Origin of the sequence: Pseudoalteromonas arabiensis, from assembly GCF_001550155.1 — a bacterium.
GTDB classification, from domain to species: domain Bacteria; phylum Pseudomonadota; class Gammaproteobacteria; order Enterobacterales; family Alteromonadaceae; genus Pseudoalteromonas; species Pseudoalteromonas arabiensis.
In genome coordinates this window covers 280,946-296,725 of sequence record NZ_LRUF01000021.1, presented here as the reverse complement: position 1 = coordinate 296,725, position 15,780 = coordinate 280,946, and the positions used below count along the sequence as shown (strand labels likewise).

Annotated in this window: 17 protein-coding genes; 5 read left to right on the top strand and 12 right to left on the bottom strand. The window is 40.9% G+C overall.

What is annotated here, in order from left to right; genetic code table 11:
* Positions 1-108 precede the first annotated feature (108 nt).
* On the top strand, positions 109-624 hold the full coding sequence (fabA, locus tag PAARA_RS10970; RefSeq protein ID WP_062569073.1) for a bifunctional 3-hydroxydecanoyl-ACP dehydratase/trans-2-decenoyl-ACP isomerase: 516 nt from the start codon (positions 109-111) through the stop codon (positions 622-624).
* 71 nt (positions 625-695) lie between these two features.
* Here fabA and rmf read toward each other — a convergent pair whose 3' ends face one another.
* Positions 696-866, bottom strand: coding sequence for a ribosome modulation factor (gene rmf / locus PAARA_RS10965; protein WP_062569403.1), 171 nt, complete (start codon positions 864-866; stop codon positions 696-698).
* Between the two features lie 370 nt (positions 867-1,236).
* On the opposite strand from rmf, the gene acuR reads away from it, so the two are divergent.
* The 4 genes from acuR to gloA all read left to right on the top strand — a co-directional run bounded on the left by acuR (position 1,237) and on the right by gloA (position 4,153).
* Positions 1,237-1,869 carry an acrylate utilization transcriptional regulator AcuR gene (gene acuR / locus PAARA_RS10960; RefSeq protein WP_062569072.1) on the top strand — a complete coding sequence of 211 codons (633 nt, stop codon included), beginning with the start codon at positions 1,237-1,239 and terminating at the stop codon, positions 1,867-1,869.
* A gap of 61 nt (positions 1,870-1,930) precedes the next feature.
* The gene (acuI, locus tag PAARA_RS10955) at positions 1,931-2,923 is read left to right on the top strand and encodes an acrylyl-CoA reductase (NADPH) (protein ID WP_062569071.1); all 993 of its coding nucleotides are present in this window, start codon (positions 1,931-1,933) and stop codon (positions 2,921-2,923) included.
* 90 nt (positions 2,924-3,013) lie between these two features.
* The gene (locus PAARA_RS10950; protein WP_062569070.1) at positions 3,014-3,430 is read left to right on the top strand and encodes a VF530 family protein; all 417 of its coding nucleotides are present in this window, start codon (positions 3,014-3,016) and stop codon (positions 3,428-3,430) included.
* 192 nt (positions 3,431-3,622) lie between these two features.
* Entirely contained in the window at positions 3,623-4,153 is a 531-nt protein-coding gene (gene gloA / locus PAARA_RS10945; RefSeq protein ID WP_062569069.1) for a lactoylglutathione lyase, read from the top strand.
* Between the two features lie 75 nt (positions 4,154-4,228).
* On the opposite strand, the gene PAARA_RS10940 is transcribed toward gloA, so the two are convergent.
* The 11 genes from PAARA_RS10940 to PAARA_RS10890 form a co-directional block, all read right to left on the bottom strand.
* Positions 4,229-4,441, bottom strand: coding sequence for a CPXCG motif-containing cysteine-rich protein (locus PAARA_RS10940; protein WP_062569068.1), 213 nt, complete (start codon positions 4,439-4,441; stop codon positions 4,229-4,231).
* Positions 4,442-4,572: 131 nt separating this feature from the next.
* Complete coding sequence (locus PAARA_RS10935; protein ID WP_062569067.1) at positions 4,573-5,670, bottom strand: serine hydrolase domain-containing protein; 1,098 nt, start codon at positions 5,668-5,670, stop codon at positions 4,573-4,575.
* Positions 5,671-5,790: 120 nt separating this feature from the next.
* On the bottom strand, positions 5,791-6,126 hold the full coding sequence (locus tag PAARA_RS10930) for a lipoprotein (RefSeq protein ID WP_062569066.1): 336 nt from the start codon (positions 6,124-6,126) through the stop codon (positions 5,791-5,793).
* Between the two features lie 64 nt (positions 6,127-6,190).
* Positions 6,191-6,988 (bottom strand): enhanced serine sensitivity protein SseB, encoded by a 798-nt coding sequence (gene sseB, locus PAARA_RS10925; RefSeq protein ID WP_062569065.1) that lies wholly within the window; start codon positions 6,986-6,988, stop codon positions 6,191-6,193.
* A gap of 256 nt (positions 6,989-7,244) precedes the next feature.
* Complete coding sequence (locus PAARA_RS10920) at positions 7,245-9,068, bottom strand: protein kinase domain-containing protein (RefSeq protein WP_062569064.1); 1,824 nt, start codon at positions 9,066-9,068, stop codon at positions 7,245-7,247.
* 147 nt (positions 9,069-9,215) lie between these two features.
* A complete protein-coding gene (locus PAARA_RS10915) occupies positions 9,216-9,977 on the bottom strand; it encodes an SDR family oxidoreductase (RefSeq protein ID WP_062569063.1) in 762 nt (253 codons plus the stop codon).
* A gap of 9 nt (positions 9,978-9,986) precedes the next feature.
* Positions 9,987-10,877, bottom strand: coding sequence for a 3-hydroxyisobutyrate dehydrogenase (gene mmsB, locus PAARA_RS10910; RefSeq protein ID WP_062569062.1), 891 nt, complete (start codon positions 10,875-10,877; stop codon positions 9,987-9,989).
* Between the two features lie 17 nt (positions 10,878-10,894).
* Positions 10,895-12,037: an enoyl-CoA hydratase/isomerase family protein gene (locus PAARA_RS10905; RefSeq protein ID WP_062569061.1), complete on the bottom strand. Its 1,143-nt coding sequence runs from the start codon at positions 12,035-12,037 to the stop codon at positions 10,895-10,897.
* Entirely contained in the window at positions 12,037-12,816 is a 780-nt protein-coding gene (locus tag PAARA_RS10900; protein WP_062569060.1) for an enoyl-CoA hydratase, read from the bottom strand. Before PAARA_RS10900 ends, PAARA_RS10905 begins: the two co-directional genes overlap by 1 nt.
* A 10-nt stretch (positions 12,817-12,826) precedes the next feature.
* Positions 12,827-13,984, bottom strand: coding sequence for an acyl-CoA dehydrogenase family protein (locus tag PAARA_RS10895; protein WP_062569059.1), 1,158 nt, complete (start codon positions 13,982-13,984; stop codon positions 12,827-12,829).
* Positions 13,985-14,253: 269 nt separating this feature from the next.
* Positions 14,254-15,744, bottom strand: a complete 1,491-nt coding sequence (locus PAARA_RS10890; RefSeq protein ID WP_062569058.1) for a CoA-acylating methylmalonate-semialdehyde dehydrogenase — start codon at positions 15,742-15,744, stop codon at positions 14,254-14,256.
* Positions 15,745-15,780 lie beyond the last annotated feature (36 nt).

Sequence of the window (15,780 nt, the reverse complement as noted above, 5' to 3'; positions counted from 1 at the left end):
GTGGTCATAAAACAAGCTGAAAATATAAATTATTTAACTGCTCCGAGTTGTTTAGCGTACAAGTGTACGCTAAAGTACAGGGCAATTTCTAAGCGACGAATAAGAGTTATGGAACCTAAAAACAGCTATACAAAAGAAGAACTAATCCTTTGCGGTCAAGGTGAAATGTTTGGTGAAGGCAACTGCCGCCTACCTAGCGACAACATGCTAATGATGGATCGCATCGTTTCAATTACTGAAGATGGCGGCGAGCACGGTAAAGGCCAGATCGTTGCCGAGTTAGATATTAACCCTGATCTTTGGTTCTTTGACTGCCACTTTAAAGGTGACCCTGTTATGCCTGGTTGTCTAGGCCTTGATGCAATGTGGCAATTAGTTGGTTTCTTCCTTGGTTGGTCTGGTGGTCCTGGACTTGGCCGTGCACTCGGTGTAGGTGAAGTTAAATTCACAGGTCAGATCCTGCCAACAGCAAAAAAAGTTACTTATCGTTTAGACATGAAACGTGTTATCAAACGTAAATTATTCATGGGTATGGCTGATGGTACTGTAGAAGTAGATGGCCGCGTAATCTATGAAGCGAAAGATCTTAAGGTAGGTCTTTTCCAAGATACAACTGCATTCTAATTTTTACTTGTTTGCAGATACAAAAAAGCCCCTGCATGGGGCTTTTTTGCGTAAATTAACAGGTGCCTATATTAAGTTTTAAACATATTGCGGTTTTCAATTGCTTCGCGCCAGCCGCCTAACCATTCAGATTTAGGGTCGATTTGTTGATAAGGGCATTGATCTTTGGAACGGCCTGCCAAGCCTGCTTTATAACCTTGAGAATGAGCTCTTTCTAAACGATCTCTTTTCTGTCTCTTCATAGGTAACATCCTCACCTTTTATATTTATAGATATGTAGCGAAATTGACATCTACATTTAATGAATAGTTAATAAAACTGTTAAATTCAAATAGCAAAAAGCAATTAAATAAATTGACAATAACTAACATGCTGATGCTCAACTGAATTAACATTTTAAATGACTAAGTGGTCGTACCTCTCATCTAAAACCACCTATAAATACACTTAAATTAGGCTAAAAATTTTTATCTTTTTTAGCTTCATAATTGTGACCTAAGCCGTTTCGGCAAAGTTCCCATTTAAATTGTAATCACGACAAATTTATGATGATTACAATTTATGCAATTAATTACTTGCACATTAAAGACCAATCGGTCTAATATAGTATTCATGCAAACAAATAACTCTGTGCCAAGCCGTCGCGGCAGGCCACCTAAAATAGCGCGTTCAAATGCAGATACTCGCGCCTTATTAATTAATACGGGTTTAGCTGTATTAACCGAAAAAGGCTTTAGCGCAACCGGCATTGATTTAATTTTAAAATCAGCCCAAGTACCTAAAGGCTCTTTTTATCATTACTTCAAAAGTAAAAATGATTTTGGCTTAGCACTTATAGATGCTTACGACAGCTATTTTCAAGCAAAGTTAAAACGCCATCTAACTGATGAAAAAATAAACCCGCTTGAAAGAGTTGTAGTGTTTGCTAACGACGCCAAACAAGGCATGGCAAAATTTGAGTTTAATCGTGGCTGCTTAATTGGCAATTTAAATCAAGAACTCAGTTACCTTGATGAGCCAATGATTGACCGTATTAAACAGGCTTACACCAGCTGGCAAGCTTTAATTGAGCAGTGCTTAGTTGACGCAAAGCAGCAAAAGCAAATACCTCAATCATCAGATTGTAAAATGCTAGCTGAGTTCTTCTGGATCGGCTGGGAAGGCGCTGTAATGCGCTCTAAACTTGATAAATCAAGTGAACCACTTACCCTTTATACAGCACAATTTTTACGCTTAATTTTATAAAGCCGTTTTAATACGGTTTTATTTCAACCATTAAAAGACGATCGGTCTAAAAGGAGTCAACATGACAACATCAGTAAAATCGGTAGTTATCAACAAAGATGATCAAGGCTACCGTGCCCAGTACACAGATTTCCCTGTAGAGAGCATTCACCAGCACGATGTAAATATTGATGTTGACTACAGTACGTTAAATTACAAAGATGCTTTAGCGATTACAGGTAAAGGTCCTGTGGTAAGAACATTTCCTATGATCCCAGGCATTGACCTTGCAGGCACAGTGACAGAGTCTAAGAGCGATGAATTTAAAATTGATGATAAAGTCCTGTTAAATGGCTTTGGTGTTGGGGAAAAATACTTAGGTGGTCTAAGTTCAAAAGCGTCTATGAACAGTGACTGGCTTATCCCCCTACCCGCTAATTTAACACCAAAACAGGCAATGCAAATTGGTACAGCAGGTTATACCGCAATGCTCAGTATTATCGCCTTAGAAAAACAAGGTATCACACCACAAAGCGGCGAAATACTTGTCACCGGTGCTAATGGTGGTGTAGGTAGTTTTGCTATCTACTTATTAAATAAACTTGGCTTTGATGTAGTTGCAACAACGGGTCGAATGAATGAAGCAGAGCACCTAAAAAAACTAGGCGCAAAACGCGTTCTATCTCGCGATGAATTCTCCAAACCTGGTAAACCGCTCGCAAAAGAGCAATTTGCTGGCGCGATTGATTCTGTTGGTAGCCACACCCTTGCCAATGTGTGTGCATCGATTAAATACGGTGGTGTTGTAACAGCCTGTGGATTAGCACAAGGTATGGACTTTCCGGCAACGGTAGCGCCATTTATCCTTCGTGGCATTAGTCTAATGGGAATAGACAGTGTAATGCGCCCTAAAGCCGACCGAATTGAAGCATGGCAACGTTTAAGTGAGTTAGTAGAAGCTGAGTACCTCGATGCTATTTCGCAAGAAATTCCACTTTCTGATGCCGTTGCCAATGCCGAAGCCCTATTAAAAGGTGAAATTCGCGGCCGTGTAGTGGTTAATTGTAAAGAATAGGCGCGTATATAAACATTCTTTGCAAGTTAGCTATAAAACTAGGGTAAAGGCAATTATACTTACCCTAGTTTTGTAATACCGGACAGCCTAATGAGTAATAAAGAAATTTTCAGCAATAACCCACTGCAAGGTGTTGGTATCGAGCAAGTTGTGATAGAGCTTGTCGAACAATATGGCTGGGAATTACTCCACGCCTATATGCGTTTGAACTGCTTTAAGAATAACCCAGATGTTAAATCAGCGGTTAAGTTTTTACGTAAAACCCAATGGGCACAAGAAAAAGTCGAGAATTTTTATTTGTATCGTCTTAAAAACTTACCACGCCCTGACGATGTAAACTACGAATTACCACCTCGCGATCGTGTGATCCCTGCTGATCAAAAACCAGGTGAACCGTGTGAGCTTAGCTTTACTGATGCAAAACGCATTCATGAGAAAAAAGAAGCGAAGCAAAAAGCCCGTGCGCGTAAGCAGCGATCAAATGCGAGTAACCCTTGGGGTAATTGATCGACAAAAGCTGTAAGTTTTAAGCTATAAGTTGAAATGAGCCGCCTGTTGGGCGGTTTTTTTATGTGAGTTAGTAAGTTAAGAATTGAAGTGCTATCTAAACACGTCAATAATATTTGTTATTAATTTAAGGGCAACCTGATTATGTTAGACTGATTACATCATCAATAATTTGAGTTAAAAAGGATGTGTATGTCTAACTACAACGAGTCACCAGAACAAATCGCAAATGCAACGCAAGATTACGTAATGCAACAAACAATGTTGCGGATTAAAGATCCAAAGCCTTCATTAGACTTCTACCAAAACGTTTTAGGCATGAAGTTATTGGGTAAATATGACTTCCCTAAAATGGAGTTTACGCTGTACTTTTTAGGCTATGAGCAAGACATGCCAACAGGCACCGATAAGGAAAAAGCACAGTGGGTGTTTCGTCGCCCTGCTCTTATCGAGCTTACACATAATTGGGGCACAGAAAACGACGAGAGCTTTGCTGGGTACCATAGTGGTAATGATGAACCAAAAGGCTTTGGTCATATCGGTATTAGCGTGCCAGACGTTTACGCAGCATGCGAGCGCTTTGCAAAATACGATGTTGAGTTTGTAAAAAAGCCTGACGATGGCTCTATGAAAGGCCTAGCCTTTATTAAAGACCCAGATGGTTATTGGATAGAAATACTCTCAGCTGAAGGGATCACTGAGATAATTGAAGATCACAAATAAGAAAACCTTATATTAAAACCTGCCATCTCGCAGGTTTTAATATTTAATGAATTAGAAATCTTAGTATTTCATTTTTTAATAGTTAGAAAAGCCACAACTTTCATCATCGCTTGATACAGTAACGGAAAGTTCTTCATCACTGTTTTCAAAAACTAAAAAATTTATTGGCTTACAACAAACTTGGCAATCTTCGATGTATTGTTGATTTAAGTCTGCGGGGTCAAGTAAAACATCTATATGTTCTCCACAATATGGACATGCAATCGTTTTTTCAGTTAATTGATTCATCAGTACGACTCCCTAAAATTGAGTTCTATACTAAGTAGATTGTTCTTACCTCTATGCTTTTCAACATAACCACCTTATTAAATATCAAAAATACCTATTAAGTAAGCTTAGTTGCCATAAACTACTCACTTTTAAGACTTGCGCAGTTTAGATAAAATAAGACTATCAATATCATTACTAACGCCTCCTATGCTGCTATTGGTAAGTATGACGTAGCCTCTATTTTGGTCTGTAATCGACCGTGTTAAGGCTATCCAACCTTGATTAAATCCAGCGAACCCTAAACTTTTATTTTCTGAATCGACAACATAACTCATACTCCAGCGCCCCCCCGTGTTTGCTACAGGTGTAATCATTTCTGTAATTAGAACTTGTGATATAAGACGGTAGCCATTGTATTTATTTTCCTTATTTTTAAGCACGGCTAAATTAAATCGTGCTAAATCAATAGCAGTTGTTTGTAAACCCGCAGCGGCTTGCTCAGCAAAGTAGATCATGGATGTTTTCTTGGCATTTTCATCATACGGTGTTGCTGACTTACTCATAACAGCAGGTGTTACATTAAATGTTGAGTTATTCATTCCGAGCGGCTCAAGTACATTTTTCTGCATATAGTCTTCAAAACTTAAGCCCGATACATCTTCTATGAGTAACTGAACAATAGAGTACCCACCCCCTGAGTATGACCATTTTGTATTTGGTGTATGTATTAATTTTACATCGCCTGCACCATTATTCTTGCCATTTAATGAATCAACGATCGAAGGAACATCAGTCGGTGAGCCCCAGCCAAAATAAGGACCGAGAGACAAGCCAGATGTATGCGACAGAACATTTCTTAACGTTACATTTTCTGTTCCAAATTCAGACTTAGGTATCTTCCAGCGTTTTAAATAATTATTTATTGGTTTATCAAGTTCAACTTTACCTTGCTCAACCAACTGCATAACCCCCCACGAAGTTACTACTTTTGATATTGAGCCCACATTAAACATGGTATTCTCTGTAATCGCTTTTTGACTTTCAATATCAGCAAAGCCATAAGAAAGAAATCCGGTAACCTCTTCGCCTTGAACAAAGGCAATGGCCACACCTGGGGCTTTATGCTTATCTAAAATCTTTGGTACAGCCTGATCAAGCTCGGCTTTTAATTCTGAGAAATAAGTCGCGTCAGCTGCTTGAGCATTACTAATAACGAAAAAAACAATAAAAAATAATAATTTATTCATAACATCCCTTTAAAAAGCTAAATATCGTAAGTACACGCTTCTAAAGTAAGAATCTCTTTAATAAAAAACACCCGACTATTAATTATTTAAGTAAATTCCTATTAATATTTACAGCAATTTCTAATAACCTTGGTTTTTTGTTAGCCTCACGCCATCAACAACCATTACCCATTGGTCATCAACCAAGTGTGGTACTTCTGTTACATCGAAATTAGTGGTTAAAAAAGCGACTCCTACTACAAAGTCATCTCCTCTAAACTCTTTTAACGGCGCGTTTATGGATGTTGCCCCTCCATCCTGAACCCTCTCATATACCACTGTTCCATCTTGGAGGATAAGCAAATACATTTCTTTGCTTTCCCACTCACCTACGTAAGATAACTTATCCGCTGGCAAAGGCTTGCTACAAGAAGTCAGAGTAAGCACAGCTAAAACCAGTAAAATAAACTTTTTCATAATCCCTCACGATTAACTAAACATCACATTGTGCAATAACTAAGTAATTAAATACCAAAGAGTTTTATGCCTTGCCTGAGCCAAGCGTAGAACAAAGTTTCGTTCCCCATCTTTTCTCATAAAAGGGCTTAATTTGAGTAAGCAAAAACTCACTCAAACCAGAGTCATTTTCTTTGATTTGATAAAAATCTATTGATTCACCTTTAGGTAATGTATCTATGGCGACAGAGCCTGCTTCTGTTATCACTTTTTTAGCGTCACCATCTGTTTCAATGCCAATAATTAAATGCGGCTTTTCATCAACGGATTTATCGTGCATTAAAGCAAGGTAGGCGCTATTCACATTTCTATGCTTTGCGAATAACTGAATTAAAGAGTCAATCATTTTATGAGGATAATTAGCGGGCTCTCCCAGTAGGACTTTTGTTTCTTCCTCAACAACTCTTTGTACAGGAGATTGACTAATACCTGTGGTTAATAGCTGAGCCACTTCCTGTGGTAAAAACTCTTTACCATACTTTGACTTAGGATTGAGGAATAATGTAGCTCCTTGTGTCATTTCAAATAAAGAGCGGGCTGGCAGCATCAAATACGACTGTTCAGTATCAATGGATTTCTGAAGCACTTCTAAAGACGAAAAAAACGGGATTACAGATAAGCCATCGGCTCTTTGCCAGTGTTGTATTTGAATGTGACTACCAGCTTCAAGATTGTTATGCCCATAAGCTTCTACTTGTTCTGTAGCACCCAGTAAAAACACGTTTGAATTAAGTAAGGTTTCACAAAATTGTGGCCGATGAGCAGGTTCATCTGCCGCAAGCCTTAATAGTTCTTCTAGTTTATTTTCTTCGATTATTTCCACAACTCTTCCTTAAGCTGGATTTCACCTAAAATGGCAGGTTGAAGCGAGTAATGCTTAGCTTTTTGATTTAGCTAATTTCAAAATTTTTTTGAAATTAGCTGCTTGCATTAAACCACGATTATCGCGCGTGTACAAAAAGTGACAATATTTTACTTACTAAAAAACAATCTATCTCTAAAAATAAATGCTTGTTCTATATTTTTATTTTGGAAAGTTATATTTTCTAACCGTTTACAATGAGTCTTAATTAAAGAACTCATTCCATCAAAATTCTTTTTGGATCTCGTGGATAAAACTCATCGGCTTGTTTAGCACATAAATCAAATTCACGGGTATTTTTGTAAGGTAGTTTCATAAAGCCAGCTACACCTACATCAGTTATACTTACCGCATATTGCATCAACTTACTTAGCAAACGTTTAAATTCAGGCTCTTTACTGGCATCTAATAGTCGATAGTAGTGGTGTATCTTCATCCTATCTGGCAACGCCTCAAAAATGATACACCCCGTATGGTGTATTTGGTTTAGCTCAAATACGCACTTTATAACCTTTTTTGGGAGCTGCAATTGCTCATCAGGATCTTTACCATCTTCAAAGTAAGAGTGTGGTCTGGTTACATCTGAGGCTTGTACATCCATCACTTCATAATCAAGTTCAGGTAAATGTTCAAATTTAAATGCGCCAGTGCCATCCCGTTCTAGCTGAATGGTCTTACGGGCATCAAATAAGCAACATTTAAATAGACCTTTTTGTTCAATCCCTTGGGCAAGCATGACGGTGTTGTTAATCGCATCTGTAAAGGCAGTGCCGAGTGTTTCATCATGCAGAATCAGCGATGATTCAACAAACAGTGAGTTTTCTTTCCAGTGAAAACTCAGACCCCCTACTACTGGGTACTTTGCTAGCCGGCTAATCGAGGCTAAAAATGCTTTTTCGGTGTCGCCGGTATCAAATAAAAATTCTTTGTAGTACCTATCGAGCTGGGCATCGTTTACATCAAGTAGTTGTTGATTATGGTCGGCTTGTCGTAAAAATTGCTTACGCGAGCTATAAACAACCGTATCTGGGTGCTCATCAAACTCACTAAACCAATAAGGAATATAAGGTCGAATTAGTTTACGGGGCAGCTCAGGTAAGTAAGCTTTGGCCATTGTAGGCATGTTACGCATAAAATAATCACCCGCACTATCGCGAGTGGCCTTATTTTTTGAAAGCATACCGTCAATAACTCGTGCAAGCTCCATAGGTAAATTTAGGCTTGTAGCCGGAATAACCGCAGCACCAAATCGGCAAGATTGGGCAGAGGCCAGTGCATAAAGAGTTGAGGCGACACCTTGCTCATCAAATCGTGGCGAGGACTGTCCACCTGACATTTGCTCATCACCAATAAAATACACATCACCCATGCGTGCATTCGTGGTGCTTATATCAGCAGACATAAGATCCATAAAATTGCTGGCAACCGGATTCCCTTCAGCGTCTATTTGCGCATAAACAGAGCTGCCCCAGTCTACCAACGACAATTTATTAGTTTGTTCATCATAAACAATGTTAGAAGGTTTAATATCACCATGTACAATCGGTTGCGGGCTGATGCCGTTTTTGTGTTCGCGTAAGTCAATAAGAACATTGCGAAGCTTAAGCGCCAGCGCCATGATTTTCGCTGCGCTAAAACGCCCCTGTTTGATGGAGATTTTTTCTAAGTCTTCACCTAGGGCGCGCTCCATCATTAAAATGCCTTGCTTTTTAATGCGCTCAAAAGCATAAAATTTTGGCACGAGCGGATTATGCACTTGCGAGAGCATGTAGGCTTCGTCTTCTAAACGGTCACGTACACTCTGCGCAAGGGTTATGCGTGAAAACTTAAAGACCCAAGGCATACCTTCGTCATCAATACCCGCAAATACAAAGCCAAATGCACCAGAACCAATCAATTCAACATCGCTGTAACCAAGCAAGGTTAGCTGTTTAATACAAATGTTAAGCCATTGGCGGTGCTTTTTAGCATCATGGTGAGACAGCAAATAAACAGACTGTTCTTCATTGATATAAAAATTGCGGATTTGTTTGGAATTCACTGCATCTCTCAAGGTAGAAAACGACTTTAATTATTGAATGTAGGAAAGTTAATTACAAGGGCTGAGTTAAATTAAGGTTTGTTGCGACTTAAAGCAAAAAAACGGCAAGCAAAGCTTACCGTTTTGGGACTCAATGGGTAGTTGAAATTAAAGTCTTATACCACCGTCAATTTCTACAACACGACCGGTAAAGAAGTCGTTTTCTACAATGTACTGTGCTGTTTGGGCAATTTCTTGTGCTTCACCAAAACGACCCACTGGCGTTACCGCCATCATGCGTTGTTTTGCTTCTGGTTTCATTGCATCTGTCATCGCAGTGCGGATAACACCTGGTGCGATTGCACCAACACGGATACCAAAGCGACCTAATTCTTTCGCCCAACCCGTTGTCATCGCAACAACACCGGCTTTAGACGCTGCATAGTTAGTTTGGCCAATGTTACCAGCACGGGCAACACTCGACATATTAACGATAACGCCGCCTTTGCCAGACTCAATCATGTGGCTTGCAGCTTCACGACCGGCTAAGAATACACCGGTTAGGTTAACATCAATTACAGATTGAAACTGAGCCAACGACATTTTATCAACCACTTTGCCTTCTTTTGCTTTGATAAACATACCATCGCGTAAGATACCTGCGTTATTAATTAACACACCAATATGACCAAAGTCTTTGTTAATCGTGTTAAACGTTGCTACCACAGCGTCTTCATCGGTCACATTAGCAGCATACGCCATCACTTTTGTGCCATGCTTAGCAAGCGCTGATACTGCAGTATCAAGTACGTCTTGTTGCATATCGATAAGGGCGATGTTCGCGCCAAGCGATGCAAATTTTTCAGCCATCGCAAAGCCTAAACCTTGCGCACCACCAGTAATTACAATGTTGTTGTTTTTAACTTCCACAACAAACTCCTACTTCGAGAATAATTTAAAAATAGCGCTAAAATCATCACTACCTGCACCTTGATGCTGAAGCATAGTGTATAGATTCTTCGCCATTGACCCCATTGGGGTAGATGAATTACTTTGTTGAGCCGCTTCCATAGCAAGGCCTAAATCTTTAGCCATTAAATCAACCATGAAGCCAGGTTTATAATCATTACTTGCTGGCGCCGTTTCCATTACACCAGGGCATGGGTTGTAAAGCTCAAGTGTCCAGTTACGACCAGAGCTGGCAGTCATAATGTCGCTTAACACTTTTGGATCAAGCCCATTGTTAATCCCCATTTGCAGGGCTTCACTAGTACCTGCCATTAAAATGCTCAGAAGCATGTTGTTACAGATTTTTGCCACTTGGCCAGCGCCAATATCACCAGCATGGAAGATGTTTTTACCCATATCAACTAAAGCAAGCTTAGCTTTTTCAAAATGGCTTTGCTCACCACCAACGATAAAGGTTAAAGTACCCGCTGTTGCACCTGCAACACCACCTGATACCGGCGCATCAACAAAATCAATGCCTTTTTGAGCAAGTTCGCTACCCACTTGACGCGCTGATTCTGCATCAATGGTTGAGCAGTCAATGACTAGGGTTTTGCTATCAAGTAAGTTGATAAGACCCGTTTCACCTAAGTAAAGCGACTTAACATGCTTACTTGCTGGTAGCATACTGATAAAAATATCAGCGCCAATAGCACACTCAGCTGCATCATTTGCAGCAACCGCACCTTTATCGGCAAGTTCACTGACTGCTGTTTTATTTAAGTCAAACACACGAACTGTGTGACCTGCATTAACAAGGTTTGCCGCCATCGGGCCACCCATGTTGCCTAAACCAATAAATCCTATTGTTAATTTAGCCATTTGTTTACCCCTTCGACTTAAGATGACGTTAATGAGTTAAGTGGGTGAGATTGCTCATCCCAGCGTGGTGTAAAGAAACTATCTACAACTGCTGCGTCAATATCGCTAAGCGATTTAAACTGCCAGTTAGGTGCACCGTCTTTGTCGATTAGTAGCGCACGAACCCCTTCTTGGAACTCGCCTACTTCGCCACAGCGTACCGACATGCCTAGCTCCATTTTGAAGCACTGTGCTAACGTCATCTCTTTTGAGTTTGCTAATTGACGTTCAACCAGCGCACAACTAAGCGGACAACCATGCGCTAATGACTTTTGCGCACGAGTAAGCCATTTGTCTTCGGTATCTAAACCTTGGATGTAGTCGATTTTGCCCTGCAATGAGTCAAATTCAGCCAACTTTTGAATAACCTCAAGGTTATCTTTTACGTTTCCTTTAGGTACACGGCCTGAAATATTATCGATTGAGATTAAAATTTTAGTCAGCTTTTCGTGATTTAATGAAGCCGTTTTGCCCCACTTTTCAGCTGTGATAGCCGTTAACATAGCATCATATTTATCGGCAGTTGCATAGTGATCAGCAAGATTAACAAACAATGCGTCTTCAGCATTGATAGACGCTGCAGTTAATCCTAAAAAGAGACCCACTTGCTCAGGCATTTTATGTAAGAAATAACTGCCACCAACATCAGGGTATAAACCAATGGTAAGCTCAGGCATTGCAATACGAGAGGTTTCTGTTACCACGCGGTGACTTGCCCCTGCCATTAAACCTAAGCCGCCCCCCATAACAATGCCATTACCCCAAAGTAATATTGGCTTTTCATAGCAATGAATTAGATAGTCTAATTTATACTCAAGTGAGAAAAAGTCTTCGATGTAATTAGCTGGCTCACCCGTGCTCATTGCCTTGTGAAGGCTTACTACATCGCCACCGGCGCAAAAGGCTTTTTCGCCAGCCCCTTTTAAAATAACCATGGCAACAGTGTCATCTTCAGCCCATTTTCTAAGCTGCGGCTCAAGCAGTTGGATCATGTCGTAATTTAAGGCGTTTAACGATTTTGGCGCATTGAGTGTCGCAATTGCAATGAGGCCACTTGCGGCCTCTGCAGTTTCAAACACCACAGGCGCATCTTGATGATTTAGTAGTGTTACGTTAGTCATTAGCCATTTACCCAATTAGCTTTACGCTTTTCTAAGAACGCATTCACACCTTCTTTTTGGTCTTGCGTATCGAATAATTGTACAAATAACTCACGCTCTAATGGCAATGCATGAAGCATCGGTTGTGTACGACCTTTTTGAATAAGTTCTTTACATGCAGTCACAGCAACTGGGCTTTGCTCGCCAACTTGGTTAGCAAGTTTCATTGCCGCCGCTAAACTTTCACCAACGCCAACCACTTCTTCAACAAGGCCTATCTCGCGTGCTTTGTCTGCTTTAAGGCGCTCGCCACATAAGATCATGCGTTTTGCCCAGCCTTCACCTACAAGCCATGCAAGATTTTGCGTACCACCAGCACAAGGCAGTAAGCCAACTTTTGCTTCTGGTAATGCCATTTGTGCTTGCTCTTCGGCAATACGAATGTCACAAGCAAGTGCAACTTCAAGGCCGCCGCCCATGGCATAACCATTAATTGCTGCAATTGATACGCCACGGAAATTGGTTAGTGCTTCAAATGCATCACCAAACACTTTTGACATAGTGGCAGCTACGCCTTTGTCACCACTGGCAAACACGTTTAAATCGGCACCAGCGCTAAAGAACTTTTCACCTTGACCTGTGATCACTAATGCATACACATTTTTGTTGGCATTTAGCTCAGTCACAGTCTCTTTAAGTGCGGTTAATGTATCTTGTGTCCAGGTATTCGCTGGCGGGTTGTTCATGGTTAAAACCGCTACGTTACCTTCAATATTTAAATCAATCGATGGATTAGACATAGTATGCTCCTTATAGAATGTCGCCAGCTGACTCGGCTAAGATACGACGTGCGATAATCACACGCATGATTTCGTTTGTGCCTTCAAGAATTTGATGCACACGTACGTCTCTGAAATGACGCTCTAATGGGTATTCTTTGATGTAACCGTAACCACCGTGAATTTGCAGTGCATCATCACATACTTTAAAACCAACATCTGTTGCAAAACGTTTTGCCATTGCACAGTACGTAGTTTTTTCACTGTCACCGGTATCAAGTTTAAATGCGGCTAAGCGCACCATTTGACGAGCCGCAACAAGCTCTGTGTTCATATCGGCAATCTTAAATTGCAATGCTTGGAAAGCAGCTAATGGCTTACCAAATTGCTCACGTTCTTTTAAGTATTCGCGTGCGGTGTTAAGTGCTGCTTGCGCTGTACCTAACGAACAGGTAGCAATATTAATACGCCCCCCGTCTAAGCCTTGCATTGCAAACTTAAAGCCTTCGCCTTCTTGACCTAGTAAGTTAGCCGCAGGAATTCTTACACCTTCAAAGCTAATTAAACGTGTTGGCTGGGCATTCCAGCCCATTTTTTCTTCAGCTTTACCGTATTCAATACCCGCTGCGTCAGCAGGTACTACGAATGCCGAAATACCGGCTGCGCCTTCGCCACCAGTGCGCGCCATAACAACGAGTAAGTCAGTTTCACCAGCACCCGAAATAAACATCTTAGAGCCTGAAATCACATACTCATCGCCCTCTTTTACTGCTTTGGTTTTTAGCGATGCCGCATCAGAGCCAGAGCCAGGCTCTGTTAAACAGTAAGAAGCAAGTAACTCACCCATTACTAATTGCTCACAGTACTGGGCTTTAACATCATCAGTACCAAAACTTGCAATCATCCAGGTCGCCATATTATGAATGGTCAACATAGCTGTCGTTGCTGTACAGCCCATCGCAAGCTGTTCAAAAATAATGCTTGAATCTAGGCGAGATAAACCTAAACCGCCCGCTTCCTCAGGGGTATATAAACCACAAAAGCCAAGCTCACCGGCTGCTTTTATCGTATCTTTAGGGAAAATGTGTTCTTGGTCCCACTTAGCTGCATGTGGAGCAAGTTCAGACTCTGCAAACTGACGGGCTGTTTGTGCAAATGCTTGCTGATCTTCGGTTAAATTAAAGTCCATAGTAGACCTCTATTTTGTTGTCTTATTCTTGTGTGAATACCAACCCACAATAATACTTAAGTATTTTGAGGGATTAAATCTGTCGCTACCTGCGTTAAAAATTTCTCATTTAGAACAACTAAATAACGAAATTTTTGCCTTGTTATCAACTAGATTTATTTGCCTCAAAAATCTCACTTAATTAAGTGAGTTGGTATAACTCTTATTGTCGTTTAAATGTGTGTTCTTTGAGCGAGCGTGTGCTCGCTCAGCAGTAAATTAATTACGGCTTATTTAAGGTTGATACTCATGTTCGGGCCTGAGGCGATATCATCCTCGAACCAACGTGAAGTAATCGTTTTCGTTTCTGTGTAAAAACGAATACCTTGCTTACCATAGGTGTGTTGATCACCGTAGAATGAGCCTTTCCAACCTGTGAAAGAGAAAAACGGGAGTGGCACAGGAATTGGCACGTTGATACCAACTTGACCTACTTCGATTTCATGTTGGAATTTACGTGCAGCAGCGCCGCTTGATGTGAATAACGAAGTACCGTTACCGTAAGGCGAGTTATTGATAAGCGCAATAGCCTCTTCTAGAGTATCTACAAACATACAAGCCAATACAGGACCAAAGATCTCTTCTTTGTATAAACCCATCTCGGTTGTTACATCAGTAAATAGCGTTGGACCCACCCAGTTACCTTGCTCGTAACCTTCAACAGTAAAGTCAGAGCCATCAATTAAGCACGTTGCACCTTGTTCTTTACCACTTGCGATAAGTGATAAAATACGATCTTTAGCTGCTTTAGATGTTTGTGGACCATAAGCCGCGTTTGCATCATCCCATACACCTGGGCGTACGTTTTCAAAGCCTGCTTTAATTTCATCAACCCAGTCTTTTGCTTGACCAACAAATACAGCAACCGAAATACCCATACAGCGCTGACCCGCAGCACCTACAGACGCACCTACTAGGTTGTTTACAACATGCGATTTACTTGCATCAGGCATAATAACCATGTGGTTTTTTGCACCTACACACGCTTGCACGCGTTTAAGGTTTGCTGTGCCTTTTGAATAGATGTATTCACCTACACCACACGAGCCAACAAATGAAATAGCGCGTACTGCTGGATCTTCTAATAAACGGTCAACTTGTGGTTTTGTACCGTGAACAACTTGTAACACCCCTTTTGGCGCGCCCGCTTCAACAAATAGTTCAGCTAAACGCATCGGTGTTAGTGGATCTTGCTCTGAGGGCTTAAGAATAAAGGTGTTACCACACACAATAGCCAGTGGGAACATCCATAATGGGATCATTGCAGGGAAGTTAAATGGCGTAATACCTGCACATACACCCAGTGGCTGCATGTAAGAGTAAGTATCGATTTTACGCGCTACGTTTTCCATTGTTTCGCCCATCATCAGTGATGGTGCATTGGCTGCTTGCTCAACCACTTCAATACCACGCCAAACATCGCCTTTGGCATCTTCAAATGTTTTACCCAGCTCATGACAAATAATCGTCGCAAGCTCGTCATGGTTTTCTTTTAACAGTGCTGCGTATTTCATCATAATACGCGCACGCTCAGAAATTGGCACTTCTTTCCATGTTTTAAACGTTTCTTTTGCAGAGGCAATAGCTGCATCCATTTCTGCATCCGTTGCACACGCCACTTGCGCTAACACTTCTTGGTTTGCAGGGTTGATAACATCAATCAACTGCGTTGAACTTGATTGGGTAAATTCGCCGTTGATAAATAAAGGTACTTGGTGCATGAGGCACTCCTCCCCAGTGGGTATAAAGAGGCCGCA

Coding starts and splice junctions, on each gene's coding strand:
- fabA (WP_062569073.1), top strand. CDS start 109: ATGGAACCTAAAAACAGCTATACAAAAGAAGAACTAATCCTTTGCGGT.
- rmf (WP_062569403.1), bottom strand. CDS start 866: ATGAAGAGACAGAAAAGAGATCGTTTAGAAAGAGCTCATTCTCAAGGT.
- acuR (WP_062569072.1), top strand. CDS start 1,237: ATGCAAACAAATAACTCTGTGCCAAGCCGTCGCGGCAGGCCACCTAAA.
- acuI (WP_062569071.1), top strand. CDS start 1,931: ATGACAACATCAGTAAAATCGGTAGTTATCAACAAAGATGATCAAGGC.
- PAARA_RS10950 (WP_062569070.1), top strand. CDS start 3,014: ATGAGTAATAAAGAAATTTTCAGCAATAACCCACTGCAAGGTGTTGGT.
- gloA (WP_062569069.1), top strand. CDS start 3,623: ATGTCTAACTACAACGAGTCACCAGAACAAATCGCAAATGCAACGCAA.
- PAARA_RS10940 (WP_062569068.1), bottom strand. CDS start 4,441: ATGAATCAATTAACTGAAAAAACGATTGCATGTCCATATTGTGGAGAA.
- PAARA_RS10935 (WP_062569067.1), bottom strand. CDS start 5,670: ATGAATAAATTATTATTTTTTATTGTTTTTTTCGTTATTAGTAATGCT.
- PAARA_RS10930 (WP_062569066.1), bottom strand. CDS start 6,126: ATGAAAAAGTTTATTTTACTGGTTTTAGCTGTGCTTACTCTGACTTCT.
- mmsB (WP_062569062.1), bottom strand. CDS start 10,877: ATGGCTAAATTAACAATAGGATTTATTGGTTTAGGCAACATGGGTGGC.
- PAARA_RS10905 (WP_062569061.1), bottom strand. CDS start 12,037: ATGACTAACGTAACACTACTAAATCATCAAGATGCGCCTGTGGTGTTT.
- PAARA_RS10900 (WP_062569060.1), bottom strand. CDS start 12,816: ATGTCTAATCCATCGATTGATTTAAATATTGAAGGTAACGTAGCGGTT.
- PAARA_RS10895 (WP_062569059.1), bottom strand. CDS start 13,984: ATGGACTTTAATTTAACCGAAGATCAGCAAGCATTTGCACAAACAGCC.
- PAARA_RS10890 (WP_062569058.1), bottom strand. CDS start 15,744: ATGCACCAAGTACCTTTATTTATCAACGGCGAATTTACCCAATCAAGT.